Origin of the sequence: Clostridium intestinale DSM 6191 (genome assembly GCF_900130055.1) — a bacterium.
GTDB classification, from domain to species: domain Bacteria; phylum Bacillota; class Clostridia; order Clostridiales; family Clostridiaceae; genus Clostridium_T; species Clostridium_T intestinale.
Genome location: NZ_FQXU01000026.1, coordinates 1 through 20,065 on the forward strand (window position 1 = coordinate 1; position 20,065 = coordinate 20,065).

General features: G+C 30.3%; 17 protein-coding genes. 2 read left to right on the top strand and 15 right to left on the bottom strand.

Annotated features, from left to right (window positions below):
- The 3 genes from BUA92_RS22275 to BUA92_RS22285 all read right to left on the bottom strand — a co-directional run.
- A partial coding sequence (locus tag BUA92_RS22275; protein WP_073022324.1) for a PTS sugar transporter subunit IIC occupies positions 1-1,259 on the bottom strand: 1,259 nt, incomplete at its 3' end.
- Between the two features lie 84 nt (positions 1,260-1,343).
- Complete coding sequence (locus BUA92_RS22280; RefSeq protein WP_073022325.1) at positions 1,344-1,655, bottom strand: PTS sugar transporter subunit IIB; 312 nt, start codon at positions 1,653-1,655, stop codon at positions 1,344-1,346.
- Positions 1,656-1,686: 31 nt separating this feature from the next.
- Positions 1,687-2,007: a PTS sugar transporter subunit IIA gene (locus tag BUA92_RS22285; RefSeq protein ID WP_073022326.1), complete on the bottom strand. Its 321-nt coding sequence runs from the start codon at positions 2,005-2,007 to the stop codon at positions 1,687-1,689.
- A gap of 442 nt (positions 2,008-2,449) precedes the next feature.
- Here BUA92_RS22285 and BUA92_RS22290 point away from each other — a divergent pair, with 442 nt between their 5' ends.
- Positions 2,450-5,113, top strand: coding sequence for a sigma-54-dependent transcriptional regulator (locus BUA92_RS22290; RefSeq protein ID WP_073022824.1), 2,664 nt, complete (start codon positions 2,450-2,452; stop codon positions 5,111-5,113).
- A gap of 61 nt (positions 5,114-5,174) precedes the next feature.
- On the opposite strand, the gene BUA92_RS22295 is transcribed toward BUA92_RS22290, so the two are convergent.
- From BUA92_RS22295 to BUA92_RS22350, 12 genes are all read right to left on the bottom strand, one after another.
- On the bottom strand, positions 5,175-6,413 hold the full coding sequence (locus BUA92_RS22295) for an MFS transporter (protein ID WP_073022825.1): 1,239 nt from the start codon (positions 6,411-6,413) through the stop codon (positions 5,175-5,177).
- 114 nt (positions 6,414-6,527) lie between these two features.
- Complete coding sequence (locus BUA92_RS22300; RefSeq protein ID WP_021804145.1) at positions 6,528-6,830, bottom strand: PTS sugar transporter subunit IIB; 303 nt, start codon at positions 6,828-6,830, stop codon at positions 6,528-6,530.
- 33 nt (positions 6,831-6,863) lie between these two features.
- Complete coding sequence (locus tag BUA92_RS22305) at positions 6,864-8,303, bottom strand: glycoside hydrolase family 1 protein (protein ID WP_073022826.1); 1,440 nt, start codon at positions 8,301-8,303, stop codon at positions 6,864-6,866.
- Between the two features lie 20 nt (positions 8,304-8,323).
- Complete coding sequence (gene uxuA / locus BUA92_RS22310; protein ID WP_073022827.1) at positions 8,324-9,364, bottom strand: mannonate dehydratase; 1,041 nt, start codon at positions 9,362-9,364, stop codon at positions 8,324-8,326.
- Positions 9,365-9,447: 83 nt separating this feature from the next.
- Entirely contained in the window at positions 9,448-10,776 is a 1,329-nt protein-coding gene (gene celB, locus BUA92_RS22315) for a PTS cellobiose transporter subunit IIC (RefSeq protein ID WP_073022828.1), read from the bottom strand.
- Between the two features lie 33 nt (positions 10,777-10,809).
- Positions 10,810-12,522 (bottom strand): dihydroxy-acid dehydratase, encoded by a 1,713-nt coding sequence (gene ilvD / locus BUA92_RS22320; protein WP_073022829.1) that lies wholly within the window; start codon positions 12,520-12,522, stop codon positions 10,810-10,812.
- Between the two features lie 11 nt (positions 12,523-12,533).
- Entirely contained in the window at positions 12,534-13,535 is a 1,002-nt protein-coding gene (locus BUA92_RS22325; RefSeq protein ID WP_073022830.1) for a sugar kinase, read from the bottom strand.
- Positions 13,536-13,558: 23 nt separating this feature from the next.
- The gene (locus BUA92_RS22330; protein ID WP_073022831.1) at positions 13,559-14,179 is read right to left on the bottom strand and encodes a bifunctional 4-hydroxy-2-oxoglutarate aldolase/2-dehydro-3-deoxy-phosphogluconate aldolase; all 621 of its coding nucleotides are present in this window, start codon (positions 14,177-14,179) and stop codon (positions 13,559-13,561) included.
- A 62-nt stretch (positions 14,180-14,241) separates the two neighbouring features.
- Positions 14,242-14,568, bottom strand: a complete 327-nt coding sequence (locus BUA92_RS22335; protein ID WP_021804138.1) for a PTS sugar transporter subunit IIA — start codon at positions 14,566-14,568, stop codon at positions 14,242-14,244.
- Between the two features lie 148 nt (positions 14,569-14,716).
- Positions 14,717-17,386 (bottom strand): sigma-54-dependent transcriptional regulator, encoded by a 2,670-nt coding sequence (locus tag BUA92_RS22340; protein ID WP_073022832.1) that lies wholly within the window; start codon positions 17,384-17,386, stop codon positions 14,717-14,719.
- 128 nt (positions 17,387-17,514) lie between these two features.
- Positions 17,515-18,888 carry a metallophosphoesterase gene (locus tag BUA92_RS22345; protein WP_073022833.1) on the bottom strand — a complete coding sequence of 458 codons (1,374 nt, stop codon included), beginning with the start codon at positions 18,886-18,888 and terminating at the stop codon, positions 17,515-17,517.
- 12 nt (positions 18,889-18,900) lie between these two features.
- Positions 18,901-19,338, bottom strand: a complete 438-nt coding sequence (locus tag BUA92_RS22350; protein ID WP_021804135.1) for a MarR family winged helix-turn-helix transcriptional regulator — start codon at positions 19,336-19,338, stop codon at positions 18,901-18,903.
- 161 nt (positions 19,339-19,499) lie between these two features.
- Here BUA92_RS22350 and BUA92_RS22355 point away from each other — a divergent pair, with 161 nt between their 5' ends.
- A complete protein-coding gene (locus BUA92_RS22355; protein WP_073022834.1) occupies positions 19,500-20,045 on the top strand; it encodes a glutathione peroxidase in 546 nt (181 codons plus the stop codon).
- Positions 20,046-20,065: the final 20 nt, after the last annotated feature.

Below are 20,065 nucleotides of genomic sequence, written 5' to 3' on the forward strand. Positions count from 1 at the left end.
ACTTTCTTGAAGAATGGGAAGTATACTAATACAGATATAGTTATACATACTACTTGAAGTAAAGCCATTCTCCATCCACCCATTATTAATCCTCCGATTACTGGTGGTGTAGTCCAAGGAACAGTTACACCTGTAAATAGTGGAACTAATCCTATTCTCATAGCAAAATATGCTACTACTGCTGAAATTGTTGGTGCTAATACGAATGGTAAGAACATTAATGGGTTCATAACCATTGGGAAACCAAATATTATCGGTTCATTTATGTTGAATATTCCAGGCCCTATAGATAATCCACCTAATGCTTTGTTTTGGTCAGATTTAGAGAACCAAATCATTAGTATTGCAAGACCTAAAGTTAATCCTGATCCTCCAACTGTTACAAAGCTAGCCATAAATTGGTCTGTAACTATGTGTCCACCATTTTCTAATGTAAGTTTTTTACCTGCATCTATAATTGCTTGGTTTTCAAGTCTGTTTGCAATTTGCATACCTTGCATAACACCGTTAACTATATTGTTTCCATGAACACCAAACCACCAGAAGAATGGTACTAGTGCAGTTGTTATAATTAATCCTATTAAAGAATCTGTAAATCCTTGTAATGGTGTTTGTAATACTTTAAATATAAAGTCTATCATTGTTGTGTTTAATGCATATTTAAAGAACATAAATATAAACATTGTTCCTGTTATTATAACAAGTCCAGGTATAAGTGCTGAGAATTGGTTAGATACCCCTTGTGGTACTCCAGCTGGCATCTTTATAGTAATCTTTTTGGTTAAGAACCAAGAATAAATTGCTCCAACTAATAATCCTATGATTATTGAAGCTACCATACCTTGTCCGCCAAGCCATGTTCTTGGAATAACTCCTGATACAACTTCTCCACCTTTAGTTGTTGTGTATTGATTTAATGTTATTAAAAATACTGCAAATGCTATAATTCCTGCTCCTAAAGGTTCATGTCCTTCGTTTTTAGCATACATGTATGCTATACCGATTACAGCTACTACAGCCATAATTGACATTGTTGAATTATAAACTTGGAATAATGGTTCTGTCCATCCTGCTCCAAATATTCCTGCCATCCAATCATTAAATGGTTGATATGGGATTTGAGCAAGTAATAAAAATATTGACCCAATTAATGACATTGGTAATGTGTAAATAATTCCGTCTTTTAATGCTACTATTCCTTTAAGTTCAACAAACTTCATTACTATGTTTATCAACTTTTCACTACGTGTTTCTGACATAAAATAAGTCCTCCTAGTTTTTATTTATGTATTTTCTGCTATAAATAGTTCTAATATTTATAGCAGAACTTAATACCTTATTGATTATTTTCCTAATAATTTTAAAGCGAAATCTAAAACTTTGTCACCTTTCATCATTCCATAATCAACTGAGTTGATTACATCTACTGGAACTCCTTTTGCAGAGCAAAGCTTTTTAGCTGCTGGTAATTTATATCTAACTTGTGGTCCAAGTAAAGCTACATCTATTCCTTCTTCTAATTTCTTACCCATAGTTGATTCTGGGAAAGCTTCTATATCAGCTTCTACTCCCTTAGCTTTAGCTGCCTCTTGCATTTTTGCTACTAATACACTTGTTGACATTCCTGCTGCACAAAATAATCTGATCTTTATCATCTTTTTTTCCTCCTTAAATATCTATACTTAACTATTTAACTAGTTTATTAACTATTTTTCTTAGTTCCATAATTTGTTCTATAAGATTCTTTTCTGTTATAGTTGTCATTAAGTGGTCTTGTGCATGTACAAACAGTACTGACACTTCTGTTTTTTCTCCTGCTGCTTCCTTTTGTAATAAATCTGTTTGAGCATTGTGTGCTACTTCTAATGCTTCGTTTGCTTTGTCGATTAATTGGTCTGCCTCTTCATAGTTTCCTTCATTTACTGCGTTTAGAGCTTCATAGGAATATCCCTTAGCATCTCCTGAGTTTATTATTATATTCATTATTACCTGTTCTAACTCACTCATTTTATTACCTCCGTATTTTTAAACACCTTATCTTTATACTTTTTATATTAGCAAGTTTCGTGCCAAAACACTAAATAACGCATAATATATCGTTTTCACAAAAGATAAGTGTGTAGTGTTTGAATAGATTATGATTTTCTGCTTAGAGTTTAGATTTTTATTTCTTAGTGTTTAATTGTTTTGACACATAATCATAATTTTGTAATTAGTGTTTATTTATTTATTATTAGTGTTTAATATTTTTTTATTCGTAAATATATTTTCCCCTAAATTTTTAATAAAAATCTTAATGTATACTTTTACTTAATAGAAATTTTTATTAAACTGTTTAATTTTTTACATTTTTCTATATAGTGTTTATTTTTCAAACTCTATATAGTACTGTGTATTTTTATGGTGTATAATATATATTAATTATATTGTTTTCAAGGAGGTCTTTGATTTGAATAAACGAGAGCTTATATTTAATAAGTTATTAGAAGTTAGTGAAGGTGAAGGCATAGATGCAGGAACATTATCTTCTATACTTAATATGTCTAGAGCAAATGTTAGTCATGAACTTAATTCACTATATAAGGAAGGTAAAATACATAAATCTTCCGGGAGACCCGTTTTATTTTTTCCACTTTCCACAAAAACTTCTGTTAGCAAATTGGACTTACTCATTAAAAATAATATAAGCTTGAAACAAGCTATTGAGCAAGTCAAGGCAGCTATATTATATCCGCCTAAGGGAATTCCTTCTTTGTTATTAGGGGATACTGGCGTAGGTAAATCTATGATTGCTTCACTAATGTATGAATATGCTGTTGAAATGGGAGTTAAAGAACCTAACTCTCAGTTTATTGTTTTCAACTGCGCTGATTATAGTAACAATCCTCAGCTTCTTACCTCTCAATTGTTTGGTGTAAAAAAAGGTACTTATACAGGAGCAGAGGCAGATAAAGAAGGTTTAATGGAGAAAGCCAACGGAGGAGTATTATTTCTAGATGAAATTCACAGGCTTCCCCCTGAAGGTCAAGAAGCTCTATTTACATTTTTAGATACAGGCACCTTTAGAAGAATGGGAGATTATGAAATAAGGAAATCTGATGTTCTTATAATATCTGCTACAACTGAAGACCCTCAATCAGCATTATTGAAAACTTTTACTAGAAGAATTCCCATGATTATAAGAATTCCATCCCTTAGCGAGAGATCACTAGAAGAACGTTTAAACTTAGTTAAACAGTTTTTTAAACAAGAAAGCATAAAATTAAATAGAGATATTTATGTTTCCTTAAACACAGTACGAGCTTTATTATCCTATGATTGCCCTAATAATATAGGCCAACTTAAAAGTGATATCCAATTAATTTGTGCTAAAGCTTACTCTGAATTTTTAACAAATATAAGGCATGATGTAAGAATAAATAGCGGAAGTCTCCCTCCTTTTATTAAAGAAGGATTATATAAAGAAATAGATCATAGAGTTCTATGGAATAAGCTAGCTGGACTTGAAATAGAATTTTTTAAATTCTCCTATCAAGTATCTGATGAAGAAGAAGAATTTAATAACGACGATAATAGCATTTACCAGATAATAGAACAAAAACTTGAAAAACTAAAATCTCAAGGTATATCTAATATAGCCATAGAGAATATACTTGAAAAAGATATAACAAAACACTTTCAAAAACACATCGTTGGAATCTCTGAAGAAATAAACAGAAAAAGTTTACTAACCATTATAGATGAAGATACCTTAGATTGTATCGATAAGGTTTTATATTATATTGTAAAAGCATCTAAGATAAAATTTAATAACAATATTTCAACAGCCTTAGCCTTGCATATAAATACATTAATAAAAAGGGTTAATACAAATAAAACAATAACTAATCCTGAATTATCTAAAATAAAAGAACTATATCCTAAAGAGTTTGAAATTGCCCTTAATGCTAAAAAAATAATAGAAAAACATATACATCATGATATAACAGAAGATGAGGCTGGCTACTTAGCAATATTCTTATTACCAGAAGACACATTTACAAATAAGGATAATAAAGTTGGAATAATATTAATTGCTCATGGAGATTCTACTGCTACCTCAATGGCCAATGTAGCTAATAAACTTTTAGGTGAAAATCATGTTATAGGTATTAATGCACCACTAGACATAAGCCCATTTAAAGTTTTAGAAGAACTTAAAGAAGTTGTGAAGAAAGATAAAGATTCAAATTCTTTAAAAGAATACTTACTTCTTGTAGATATGGGATCACTAACTACATTTTCAGAGGCTATAACTAAAGAGTTTGACGTTTCTACAAAGGTAATACCGTTAGTATCTACACTACATGTTTTAGAAGCTGCAAGAAAGGCGCTTTTAGGATTTTCACTAAACGATATTTATAAGGAAGTATTGTCAGTAAATCAATATTTTGAGGTAGATAGATCTAAAGAACCGGTTAAAACAAATCTAAATAAAATAGCAATAATAACTGCATGTTTAACTGGTGAAGGTGGCTCTATAGCTCTTAAAAGTTTTTTAAATAAAAATCTTAGATATGATAAAGATGTATTTGAAATAATACCACTTAACTGTTTAGACAGAAATTATTTCAAACAAAAATTACTTAAAATCCAAGAAGAAAAGGAAATTCTATTTATAGTATCATCCCTTCCTGTTGATCTAGATATAAAACAATACAGTATGTATGATGTTATAAATATGAAGGTAATGAATGAACTTCAAGAAAATGTTGATATTAAAACTACCTTATTAAAAATGCCTTTAATAATTAAAGAAAATGTAGATAATCTAGAAGGTAGTGAACTATATAATGATATTCTTACATTATTAGAAAAACTCCAAGTTAGCTTATCAATAAAACTTAAGGAAGAAAGCTTAGTTGGAATAATTCTTCATTTAGCATTTATGATAAGTAGATTAATAAAAGGGGATAACTCTATTGAGTATCCTGAAAAAGAGGAGTTCATAAGAGAAAATAAAAATTCTTACGATAAGATATATGAAAACCTTATGTTCCTCCAAGAAAAGTATTCTATTGAAATACCAGATAATGAAATGTGTTATATAACTAATTTCTTCTTAGAAAAGTAATATAATAAAAAACTCCTACTATATTAATTACTCTTTAATATAGTAGGAGTTTTTATACTTTCTACATACTTTCCATAGTCTTATATCTTTCACACACTCTCTTTTCTTTAGAAGGTTTTACTATTAAAAATATGTATGATAACAAAGCGAGCCCTATACATATAGCTGATCCTATATACACATGTGAAAAGCTTCCTTTTTCAATCAAAATCCCCCAAATAGTTGCGCCTATAAAAAATCCTATGTCCATAGCTGAGAAAAAGGTTGCATTAGCAGCACCTCTACGATCTGGAGAACAATTTGATACAGCTATGGAGTTAAGTGATGGTTGTGCTGCACTATACCCTAATCCATATATAGCTCCCACAAATAATATTGTCAAAAGATTAGATGAAAATGCTAATATTATAAATGAAACAATTACTGTGCTTAAACCAAATATTATGATTTTATTTAATCCAAGTTTATGTGTTAATCTATCTGCGATAGTCCTTCCAACTAAGAAGGAAACAGCATATACTGTGAAAAATAAACCTATATTCTCTATGTTTTTTTCTTTTGCATAAGATGGTAGGAAGGTAAATAAACTAGAAATCGTAAACAAAATAAAAAATGCTACTATAGATGCTGGTATTGCACTGCTTTCAAATAGGTCTAGCTTCTTTTTCCCACCCTCAACATTATCTTTCTTATCTCTTATTTCTTTTACATTACTATCTTTCTTTTCATAGTTAAGAAATAAAGAAAAAGCTATAGCTAAAATTCCGAATAAAGTTGCTCCATAAAAAAATATATTATAATTAAAATTACCTATTAGATATAATCCTAATGATGGTCCAACAGCAGTAGCTATTGTTGCTGCAGTTCCACTTAATCCAACTCCTTGACTCAGTCTAGATTTAGGAACTATATCTGAAATAACTGTACCAATTGCCGTACTTTGAGCACTCAAACCAATACCATGTATTATTCTTAAAAACAATAAGAGTACTACTGATGAAATTAATGTATAAGATAGAGATACGAAAGAAAGTATACTGACGCCAATAAGTAAAACTAACTTTCTGCTTTTATTATCTATTATGTTTCCAAATAAAGGACGGAACAATAATGCAGACAAAGAAAATATACCAGTAAGTAATCCTACACTAGACTTACTCCCCCCTATATGCGCTACATAAAGAGGCATAGTTGAATTTAACATGTTCATTATTACGCTTGAAAAAAAATTTATTGATAATATTAATATTAAATCTTTTGTCCATAATCTCTTGTTACTCGATACTGCTTTTTTATCCATAAGTATAAAATTCCTCCTAGTATAAGTTTACCGTATATATTCATTATAAATATATAAAAAAGAAGATGGTTTTCTAAATATGAAAACCATCTCTTATACTAAGAAGATTGCTTTTTATTTTTTCATTTTTAAGGCTTTTTCTAATACCTTAGGTCCATTACACATTCCATAATCTACTGAATCTATAACCTCAACAGGCACACCTAATTTAGCTCCTTTTTCCTTCATAACATCTAATTGGAATCTAATTTGTGGTCCTATTAATGCAACATCAGCTTTAGGAAGATTTCTATCTACAGAATCAGTTGATACTGCCCATATAGTTGCATCTATTCCTTTTTCTTTTGCCGCCTTTTCCATTTTAGTTACTAATAAACTTGTTGACATTCCTGCTGAACAGATTAATAAAATATTCATTTATATCACCTCATAATTTATTTATTATTAAATTTATTTGTATTCAAAATTAAAATCATCAAACTCAAATGTTCTTTTTTCAGATAGTTCTTTGTACCAATAACCTGATTTTTTCATATTTCTATTTCTGTTATCTTCTAAATTTATTTCCACTAGGCCATACCTATTTTTAAAAGCATTTTGTGGAGATACATTATCGGTAAATGCCCAAAGCATATATCCTGTACAATTAGAACCTTCTTCTATTCCTTTTATTAGCCATCTTAAATGATCAGATATAAATTCAATTCTATAGTCGTCTTGAATTATTCCTTCTTCATTTTTATACTTATGCTCATTTTCTACACCCATACCATTTTCAGCAATGAACCATTCAATATTGCCATATTCATTTTTCACTCTCATTGCGAAATCATACATAAGTTTAGGATATATCTCCCATCCTCTAAATGGATTCATCTTTCTTCCTTGAAGTTCATGTTTATCATAAAAATACTCTGGGTGGAATGGTGTATTTGAATTCCAAGCTAAATTTTTAGCCTTTACTCTTGTAGGAGCATATAAATTAACCCCAAGAATATCTATTGTATTGTCCTTAATTATTTGTAACTCTTCTTCTGTATATTCAAAACAGCAGTTATGTTCTTTTAATATTTCAAAAAGTTCTGCTGGGATTTCCCCTTTTATAGATGGATCTAAGAAAATCCTATTGAAGAATAAATCAAATTTTTCAGCTGCTTCAACATCATGTTTTGCTGTTGATCTTGGATAACAAACATCTGGATTTAATATAACTCCAATTTTTCCTCCATCTTTATTATATCCACCTTCTTTATATACCTTAACAGCCTTTGCTGTTGCCAAAATCTTATTGTAATTCCATTGCATAGCTGTTTGAGTATCTTGTTTAAATGGATATCTTATGCTATCTAAAAATACTCTTGTTTGAACTACTATAGGCTCATTAAAAGTATACCATTGTTTAACCTTATGAGAATATCTCTTAAAAGCTTCTTCAACATACTTAATATATAAATCTACAACATGTTTAGAACCCCATCCACCATACTTTGTGAATAATTCTGCTGGAAGTTCATAATGCTCTAAACATAACATAGGTTCTATTCCATTTGCAATTAATTCATCTATAAGATTATCATAATATTCTGCTGCTACTTCACTTACCTCTGCAGTTTCATAATTAATTATGAATCTTGACCAATCTATGGACGTTCTATAGGAATGTAATCCTGCTTTTTTCATTAATTGAACGTCTTCTTTATACCTATTATAAAAATCTGTTGCTACAGTAGTACCATATCCGTTATGCCATAGTTCGGGAGTCGATTTATACCAAAGATCCATATAAGAATCTTGACCTTCTTCTTTTCCATCCCAACCTTCTGTTTGCCAAGCTGAAGCTGCTGCTCCAATATAAAAATTGTCTGGTAATTTATATTGTCTCTTACTCATTTTTTCTCCTCCTATGATTATTATTGCTTATCTAGTGTTTCCCATATTCCAGTTAAATACATTGCGCCAAGAGCTCTATCATATAATCCATAACCTGGCTTTCCTGTTTCTCCCCATATCATTCTTCCATGATCGGGTCTAATATATCCAGTGAAACCATTATTGTGTAAGGTTTTTACTATATCTACTATATCTAAAGAACCACATTTTGAATAATGTGCAGACTCCTCAAAGCTTCCATCATCAAGAAGTTTCACATTTCTTATATGCATAAAATGAATTTTTCCTCTTTTAGAAAACTCGTCTATTATATCAACAACATCATTTTTACTTGAACATCCTAGAGAACCAGTACATACAGTTAATCCATTACTAGGACTATCGTAAATACTAACTAATCTTTCTAAACTTTCTTTTCCTGTTATTATCCTAGGAAGACCAAATATAGGCCATGGTGGATCATCCGGGTGTATAGCCATTTTAATGTCGCATTGTTCTGCTACAGGTATTATCTGTTTTAAAAAATACTCCAAATTACTCCAAAGATCCTCTTGAGATATTTTAGAATACTCGTCAAATAACGCCCTTAAATCTTCTATTTTATAAGATGAATCCCATCCTGGTAAAGATAGTCCTCCATCTAAAGGATTAAGTTTATCAACCTGTTCCTTATAATAAACTAGAGTTGTAGATCTATCTTCTAATTCTTTATCTAATTGGCTTCTTGTCCAATCGAAAACAGGCATAAAATTGTAGCATATGACCTTTATTCCACACTTAGATAGGTTTTTAATAGTTTCTTTATAATTTTCTATATACTTTTCTCTAGATTGTAAACCTAGTTTTATATCTTCATGAACTGGAACACTTTCTATTACTTCAAGTGTTAATCCATCTTTTTCTACCAATTCTTTTAACTCTTTTATTTTATTTATTGGCCATACTTCTCCAACTGGTATATTGTAAAGTGCACTAACTATCCCTTTTACGTTTGGTATTTGCCTTATATTCTTAAGAGTTACTGGATCATCTTCTCCATACCATCTAAATGTCATCTTCATGCTTATGCCTCCTTCTTTATATGGTATTATTTTTTTATTATGGCTAATCTTATATATGATTAGCCATAATATTTTTTTTATTTTTAAGCTTCTGCCTCTATTAGCATGTTCTCTTCTTCAACCTTTTGCTTATCCCAAACCTTAACGAATGGTAGATATATTAATACAGATAAAGCAATTGCAATTACTTGTAAAATTACTGCTCTAAAATCTCCATTTGTAGCTAAGAATCCTGATATAGGTGCTGGAACTGTCCACGGAATCGCTAATCCTGCTGGCTTACTTACTAAGTTAAACGCCATAGCTGCATAAGTTAATATACCTATTGATAAGTTTGATAATACAAATGGTATCATCATTATTGGGTTCATAACTATTGGAACACCAAATATTATTGGTTCAGATATGTTGAATATTGCTGGTGCTATTGCTAATCTGCTTAGTGTCTTTAACTGTTGAGATTTACCTACTATAAATATAGCTATTACAAGACCTATAGCAGCTCCACAACCTCCTATGTTAACAAAGTTATCGTAGAATTGTTTTGTTACTATGTTAGGAAGTGCTTGCCCTGCTTCTAATGCTAATCTGTTTTGATCCATAGCTGGAAGTAAAACTGAATCCATAACTCCGAAAACAACACGAGTACCATGTATACCTAATGACCAGAAGAACATATATAGGAATATTGTAGCTATCATTCCACCAAAAGATAAACCTACTTTAGATAAAGGTGAACCAACAAATTTTGTTATAAAGTTAAATACATTACCATAAGTAGTTGCTTCAAATCCTAAACGGATGAAGAAGAATAAAGTTATAATTATAAGACCTGGTGTAATTGCTGCGAAAGACTTTGATACTGCTGGAGGTACTGATTCTGGCATTTTAATAACCCAGTTTTTCTTGATTACATATATAAATATTTCAGTAGAAATAATTGCAGTAAATATTGCAACTATTAGTCCACCTGCACCTAAGTTTGTAGTTTGCCAAACTCTACCCAAGTTTAAAGTTGAACCATCAGCTAGTTTGCTGTTTACAGTTAATACTGGAATAAGAAGTAAAAATGATGCTAAAGCTACTGCTCCTGCTGATACTCCATCAACATCCTTATCTTTAGCTATCTGATAAGAAACTGAGAATACAGAAAGTATTGCTACTATGTCAAAAGTAACACGAACTGGATATAATATTTTTGCTGCAAATCCATCTCCAAATATGCCATTTATAAAGTCATTATAGCCTGCTATAGGAACATTTCCTAAAATCATGAATATAGATCCTATTATAATAAGAGGCATTGTTATAGCTAAACCATCACGTAATGCTCTTATGTGCCTTTGTCCTGCTATTTTAGCAGCCTTAGGCATTATTTTTCTTTCTAAAAAATCGATAAATTTGTTTCCCATTATAATTCCTCCTAAAAATTTGTTTTATATTAATTAATAAATAGTACCACCTTTAATTCCCGAAGTTGCATTAGCCGTATAAAGACCTAATACTCCACTTTTAAATCTTGGTTCATAATCTTTTAAATGTTTTAACCTATCAGATATAATCTTATCGATTTCATCCAATGAAAGTTTACCGTCTTCTGTCCCAACTATATTTATTGTCCTGTTCTCTATATCAATTTCTATTAAATCTCCATCTTCAACGATGCTTATTGGACCTTTACTGGCTGCTTCTGGAGATACATGCCCTATTGCAGGTCCTCTTGTAGCTCCTGAAAACCTTCCATCTGTTATAAGTGCTACTGATGAATTTAATTCCTCATCTGAAGCTATTGCCTCAGTTGTATAGAACATTTCAGGCATTCCACTTCCTCTTGGTCCTTCATATCTTATTATTACAGCATCGCCTGGTTTAATTGATTTTTCTATTACCGCTTTAAAAGCATCTTCCTCACAATTAAAAACTCTTGACTTAAGTGTTACATTCCACATAGTTTTAGGTATTGCTGAGTGTTTTATAACACAACCCTCTGGTGCAATATTTCCTTTTAATACTGAAACTGAACCGCCTTCATATAGTGGCTTATCTATTGGATATATAACACTATCTTTATCAAAATTCTTTTTAGTTTGAGTGATCTCCTCATAAGAAACTTGTGAATTAAATTTTTCTAAATTTTCTCCCAAGGTTTCCCCGGTAACAGTCATAACGTTTAAATTAAGATATTTCTTAAGCTTACTCATAATAAAGGGAATTCCTCCACTATGATATATATATTCTGCTGGCCAATGTCCACTTGGTCTTACATTTAGTATAAATGGTATATTTCTATGGATTTTATCAAAATCTTCAGCAGTAATTTCTATTCCTAATTGTTTAGCTATAGCTGGTATATGGAGCATAGCATTTGTTGATCCTCCAATAGCAGAATGTATTATAATTGCATTTTCAAAAGCCTCTCTGGTCAATATATCCTTAGCAGTAATTCCTTTTTCAATCAAATTTAATACAGCTTCAGAAGACTTTTTAGTATATTCTTCTAAGACCTTTGAACTTCCTGGTAATAATGCTGCACCAGGCAAAGTTAAACCTAATGCTTCAGCTAAAGTTTGCATTGTAGCTGCAGTTCCCATAAATGAGCAAGCTCCACATCCTGGGCAAGCATTTTCTTTATAAAAATCATATTTTTCCTTACTTATTTCTCCTCTTTTTTCCATGGCACTATAAGTACCAATTTGATTTAAAGTAAGTAATTCTGGACCTGCTCCCATTACACCACCTGGCATAACCACTGCTGGTATATTGAGTCTAGCTATAGCAACTAAATGTGCTGGCAGCCCCTTGTCACAACTTGATATAAATAATCCTCCATCAAAGGGTGTAGCTCCATAGTGTATTTCAATTAAGTTAGCTATTATTTCTCTAGACACTAAAGAATAATTCATTCCATCATGTCCTTGAGCTTGCCCATCACATATATCAGTTCCATAATAATCTGATGGAGAAGCATTTAGTGTAGTTAGCTTTTTTATAGCTACTTCTACTAACTTATTTAAATGGACACTTCCCGGATGGCTCTTTCCAAAGGTGCTCTCTATTAAAATCTGTGTTTTAGATAAATCGTTCTTTTTCCAGCCCATTCCTAATCTTAAAGAGTCCATTTCTGGTGCCCCTAATCTTATTTCTTGTGATTTTAACATTAAAATCCCCTCTATCTATTAATTTCTATCTTCATATCAGCTATACTTTTTATATTTTCTTCTGATACATGCATTTGGTCGCCTTTTATTGTGCACTTTAATGTAGCTGCGCCAACACCAAAGTTTATAGCTTCTTGTAATGAATACTTTTTCATAAGTGAGTATATAATCCCAGCTACAAAAGCATCTCCACTTCCTATTCTCTCTATCATCCTAGTTTTAAGTGTAATAGAGTCGTAAAGTTTATCTGAATAAGCATATGCATGATAGCTATTATTATCTTGAGTGTCATTTTCTCTTTCAGTATGAAATATATATTTAAAGTCGTATAATTCCTTGATGGCTTTCATTCTTTCTTCAATATCTTGAATACTTGATTTTTCTCTGCTAAATAAATCATAATCATTTTCTGATGCTTTAATAGGTTCTATCCCAAAACAAATATCTACATTTGGAGCAATTTCACTTAGGAAATCCTTAGCCTCTTTTACTCCCCACATCTTAGATCTATAATTTAAATCCATGGAGATGGTAATTCCTCTTGCTTTAGCTTCACATATTAACTCTTTCAAGACTTCTCTTACATTTTCACTAACAGCAGCTGTTATTCCACTAAAATGAAACCAAGTTATCCCTTCAAGAATTGAATTAAAATCTATATCTTTTTTCTCTAGCTGAGAAAAGCTTGAGTTCTTTCTGTCGTATATAACTGAACTTGCTCTGATGCCAGTACCTCTCTCTGAGAAGTACATACCCATCTTTTCACCTTTTTTTATAACCTTTTCGGTATTAACTCCCATACCTTTAAAGTATCCTTCAACAGCCTTACATAAATCGTTATCTGGAATAGCTGAAAGTATGTAGGAATCTATACCTAAACCTGAGAGCATAGTCACTATATTTGCTTCTGAGCCACCATAATAATACTCCATGATATTGCCGTTAAAATATGTATTATTCTCTTTAGGAGTAAATCTTATTAATATTTCTCCAAAGGCTAGAAACTTATCCATCTTTTCACCTCATTACAATTTTGTTACTTAACTTTTTCTAAAAACTCTTTAGCATTACATACTATAGCATCATGTTGTAAATCTGTATCTTTAGTTAATAGACTTCCTATCCCTAGAGCTTCCGCTCCGTTTTCTAGCCACTGCTTAATGTTTTCTTTATCAACACCTCCTGTAACCATTATTTTCATATCTGGAATAGGTGCCTTTATTGCTTTTATATATTTAGGTCCAACTAGTTCTCCTGGAAAAAGTTTTACAATTTTACAACTATATTTTTGTGCCCTAATAATTTCAGTAGGAGTTAAACAGCCTGGTATATATAAAATTTCATTTTCATTGCAATATATCGCTAAGTCCTCATCAAAATTTGGTCCAACTATAAACTTTGCTCCACTTTCAATTGCATTTTTAGCAGTCTCAACATTAACAACAGTTCCTGCTCCAACGCATAATTTTTCATCCATGCTATATTTCTTTATAAGTTCTGAAGCATCCTTATTAGTATAAGTAATCTCTATTAAAGAAAGTTTTGCTTCCCTACAGGCATCAATAATCTTGCTACCTTCTTCTTTATCTTTTCCTCTAACTACTGCAACTAACTTTCCTGCTAATATATTATCTAACACCTTACTTTTCTCTTCCAAAAGCTCACCTCCTTTATATGTGTGTTACTTATATCTAATCTGTGTTTTATATCAACACACTTTTACTTTAGTAGCTTTTTAATATCTGCTATACTCTCATACATGTCTATAAATTCTTGTGCTAAATCCCTAACTGTCATAGCATTCATAAAGTGATCTTGTGCATGAACCATAAGAAGTGTAACTTCTTGAGCGTTTCCTGCGGCTTCTTCCTGAATTAATCCAGTTTGCATATTATGAGCCTTCTCTAAAGATTCTGAACAACTTTTAAGAGATTTCTTAGCTTCATCTATGCTCCCTGCTTTTGCTTGTTTTATGGCTTGCATTGCATAGCTTTTTGCATCTCCGCCATTTACAATGATTTGAAATATTATATCTTGGTAGTCCATCTATGTCATCCTCTCCTACTTTATATTATTTGTGTTATTTTATTTACGTAATATTATATAGCAACTATGATGCCAACACAGATAAAAAAGTGACTATATAGAAACAAAACTTATGTTTTATTATCATATATAATCACTTTTTTATATTTTAATTATGCTCATTTAAAAAACTTACTATACGGCAAATATCATCATCTGATATTTTTATAGAATATTTAGTGTTTAACATTGCAGTCACATTTTTAATTGTTCTAAAAAATTCTTCATTTTTTTCTATATATATTTCTTTATCTTTAAAAGGTCTTGTACTTCCACCTGACTTTAGCCTATCTATCATGCAAGCTACATGAAAGGTTTCTCCGATTAATATATTCGTAGATATCTTTAGCCTTAAAGATTCTATAATAGTATTATTAAAACTTTTAATATCATTTAAAACTTCAAATCCATTAATATTAGTAAGTTGATTTTGTAATGTATGCCCCATTTTTATATAAGTAGTTTCAATATCAATTTCTTTTTGAAGAATTTCTATAACTTCTGAGCTCATTACCTTATCTAAACCATATTGTAATATAGGTGTGTCTAATTCAAAAGGACTTATTATACATATAATTCTATAATCCTTAGATACTTCTTTAATTTTTCTTAATATGTTTTTCTTGCCTTCAAACATAACAGCTATTACTTCTATTAGAGATTTATCAAAATGAAGATTTTGCTCTAGGAAATTTTTAACCATAAGTGCTCCACCTTCTCCGGTAGTACAAACAGTCACTATAGCCAATTTATCTATTTTCTCAGATAATTCTTTTATTTTTTGAGACTCATCTTCTAAAATAGTATTTACTTTTAGAGTTTCCTCATAAACTTCTTCTAAAGAATATCCTATCATGGCTTTTCTAGTAGCTTCAATAACATGTAGTGTACTAACTAAAGGTAAAGTTTTAGTTTTTATCCCTAGCTCCTCTTCTAATTCTTCACCAAAAGTTGTAAGTGAACCCATATCAACTAAAAATAATATATCCGACTTGATTTTTGATTGAATTATAAAATCCTTAATTCTATTTATAACTTTTTGTGGTTTTTCTTCTATGGGTGCATTTATACCTATTGCATAATTAGTTCCTAAAAGCTTGTTAGTTGCATCAGCCATAGAAGTTGCAGTAGCTGCTCCATGAGCAACAACTATTACCTTAACTTCATCTTTTTCTTCATCAATATTTCTATCATCATAAACTAAAAACATAGCTAAAAATGCAGCTTCATCAATAGGCATTGATATATCTAAAATTCTATCTATTATTTTCAAACAATTTAATGCAATATTGAATTCATTTTTATATTCTGTTCTTATTTTGTTTAATTGAGGATTTATTATTTTTTGATTCTTTTTAATTCTTTCTATTGAATTAGCTATATGAACAGCTAATCCATAATATATTTTCTCACTTAAACTTTTATTTAGTCTATCTTCACAATATGCAACAATCTCTTGAACTAAGTTAATTATCTCTTCATCTATTATACTTTCAAGATTAGATATATCTCTTTTTTTATTAACATTATAAATATAGTTATTAAAATAATCTTCTATATCTTTGCTCATTTCCTTATCAAGCTCTTCAGTGGATATCCCCCTGCTTTTTAGTTCATGTATTCTTAAATCTAACATATCATATATGTTTTCATCATTTTCATACTCTTGAAATAATACATCTTCTTTATCGTTATTAAATATGCAGTATCTACTATTTATACCTACAAGCTTATTCCAAAGTTGCCTATGCTCTATTGCAGTATATAATCCTTGCCTAATATAAACAGGCAAATCTATAGTATTAATCCTTAAAATCTTTTTCTTTTTAGAAACAAAATCCGCATAAGCCTTAGCACAAGCTAGCTGTACGTCTGTTTTTAATTGCCCTACATTATTTGGACAATTATAACTTGAAAATGCCTTCATTGCATTTACTGATACCTTTATATCCCTATCAAGTCTAGAGGACTCTTCCCTAAAAAATTGGCATATAAGATTAAATCTTTCTTCTAAACTTCTTTCTTTAAGGCTAGGTATACGAATAATCATTGGAATTCTTCTTGTAAATGTGTTTAAAAGCATAGATTCAGGATTTTCTGTAGTTGCACAAATAATTAATACATTAGCGTTTCTCTCTAAATCAGTTTCACCTAATCTTCTAAAGGTTCCCTTATCTATAAAGGTAAAAAACATTTCTTGTCCCTCTGGAGGTAGTCGATGAACCTCATCTAAAAACAAAACTCCTCCATCTGCTTTTTCTATAAGTCCCTCTTTATCACTGTCTGCACCAGTATATGCACCTTTTTTAGATCCAAATATTTGACTTATAAGCAGCTGAGGATTATTTGAGTAGTCTGCACAGTTAAATGTTATAAGTTCTGAATTTTCATCCATTCTTCCCATTTCTTTTGCATACTTATAAATTAAGTTAGCAAACATGGACTTTCCTACACCTGTTTCTCCCAAAATTAATATATTCATTCCTTTAGGCGGATATAATACTGCCGCTTTTGCCTGCTCTATAGGAGAATATAAACTTGAATTTTTTGATGCAAATTTATCTATTGTAGATTCTTCCTTATAATCTATCCCTTCCATAGTAAAGAGTACTGGTTTTCCTTTAATTTTAATTATCTTACCTTCTTCAGATAACTTATTTAAATCGCTACTTACGTTTGCCCTATCAAGCCCTAGTGCATTAGCCACCTCTATAGCACTTATACCATTACCCTCATAAAGCTCCTTAAACTTTTCAAAAACACTATCTATTCTTCGCATACTATCCCCTCCACCATGGATTATAGTAGTAAGTTTATATGTTAACCTTATCATAAAAGTAATTAATATACCCCTATGATACTATATACTCATAGAGGTATTATTTTAGTTTTATTATGCTTCTTCAATTACTTATTGTCAATATGAAGGTTATTGTCATCTGTGTCCTTATCGCTAGATATCGATTGAATATATTTAGCTAAAAATCCTGGAGGATTAGTTTGCCATAATTTATATCCCTCTGAATTTAATATACTTTCATTGTCTATGTTTTCTGTTCCTTCAAAGTATTTTAAATTAAGCTCTTTAAATGTTTCACTCATAAGATTTATTTGCTCTATGGAGTATCCCTTAACATCTGCTAAATTTATATATGCCATATCTGCTGCCTTATCTCCAAAAGCTTTTTTAGAATATTCTTTAAAACTCAATAAATTAGTATCGGTATTTTTATTTTCTTTAGCCCAGTCTTCAACATTAACCCACTCAGTACTATAATCAAATTCTTTATTTGGGCTTGCATATTTTAAGACACCATATTTCTGAGGATATACGCTTAGAGCTCCCGTGGTTATATCATATATCTTTTTAGAAGACTCTGGATTTTTATAAGAGCTTATGTCTTGCACATGAATATGCCCACTTAAAGTAAATTTAATTTCATTATTCAAAAAGTTATTGATAGCTTTTTGATTATCATTAAGAGTAAATCCATCCTTTACTACCTCACTATGATCCATTAAATTATGATGCATAACTGTTACTAATTCAGCATCATTATCTTTTGCAAGCTTCCTACACTCTTCTATCCACTTATAAGTTTCATCTGTTATCCTACCATCAGTTTGTGGTTTCTTATTTTTTTCATTATCCTTATACTGACAAGTATCCAACATTAACAGCCAAACATCTTCAGATGGAGCAGACAAGTAACTTAAAGTATTTTTATCTCTAGATATAGCTTCTTTATAACCATATTCTCCATAAATATCCTCAAAGTCCTTATCACTTATATAGTCAGTTTTTAACTGTTTATCTTCTTTAAACTCTCTTGCCCAGGGATTTAATATATCATGATTTCCAGGTATAACATAAACTGAGGTACCTGAATCCTCTACTACTTTTAATTTTTTTGCTAAATCTTCATGACTTTTCTTTTCCCCATTATTAGTTAAATCCCCACTTATAATAAGAACTTGTGGACGATTTTTCTTAATATCATTTATAAAAGCATCTGTTATCTCATCTATATACTTAAGTTGCTTTCCATCTCCGCTATCTATAAAGTTTTGAAAAGCTTCTCCTCCATCAGTTAAGCTTTTAGATAAGTAATGTATGTCAGTAGCAACATAAAATGTGATATCTTCTCCAGACTTAATTTTAGGTTCTATCTTTCCTGTTATAAGTACTTCTTTAGTATCAACATTTTTATTTGCTCCACAAGAAATTAAAAAACTACTAAGTATTACAAAAATGATGAAAATTCTATTTTTGATGTTCATTCATTTCCTCGCTTAATCTTCTTTATTTATATTAGAAAGAAGAGAATCAATTTCTTTCTTTAACTTAAATAAAAGCATTGGATCATAATCTAAACATTCTACAATACATTTAGGTATGTTTAGAGCCTTTTCTTTAAGTTCATTTCCCTTATCGGTTATTGATACACAAAGTAATCTCTCATCTTCTGTAGATCTTTCCCTTTTTATATATCCTATACTTTCTAACCTTTTAAGTAGTGGAGTAAGAGTTCCTGAATCTAAATATAGTTTATTTCCAAGATCTTTTAATGTTATATTTTCCTTCTCCCAAAGCACTAACATTACTAAATATTGAGGATATGTGATTCCTAATTCATTTAAAAAAGGACGATATAACTTTGTAATGGCCCTCGATGTAGCATATACAGAAAAACATAATTGGTTTTCTAATTTTAAAAAATCATTATTCATAAGTGGTCACCTCCTGTCAAAACCTCCCGATTATTATACTCCTATTATAATGTATAAATACTAATTTGTTAATATAATTATAATATATTCTCAATTTAATTGCATACAATTAAATTTGTGATATAATAATCTTATGCAATATAAATTAGGAGATGATAATTTTGTCAATTTATGATTTTAGTTTTGAAACAATCGATGGAAAAGAAAAGTCTTTAAGCGAATTCAAGGGTAAAAACCTACTTATAGTTAACACTGCAAGTAAATGTGGATTCACGCCTCAGTATAAAGATTTAGAGGTATTATATCAAAAATTTAAAAATGATGACTTTGAAATTATAGGATTCCCTTGTAATCAATTTGGAGAACAAGAACCTGGAAATTCTAGTGAAATAAAAAACTTCTGTGAAATTAATTATGGAGTTAATTTCACAATAACAGAAAAGGTTGATGTAAATGGACCTTCAGCACATCCATTATTTACATACCTTAAAGAAAATACTAAATTCGAAGGGCTGGATACAACTACACCTTCAGGAAAACTTCTACATACTTTCTTAAAAGAAAAATTCCCTGAGTCTTTATTAGGTGATTCTATTAAATGGAATTTTACAAAGTTTCTTATAGGTAAAGATGGTCAAATTGTTAAAAGATTTGAGTCTACATTTGAACCATTAGATATAGAGCCCTATATTACTGCTGCTAAATAAACCAAAAAAGATACTGTGAA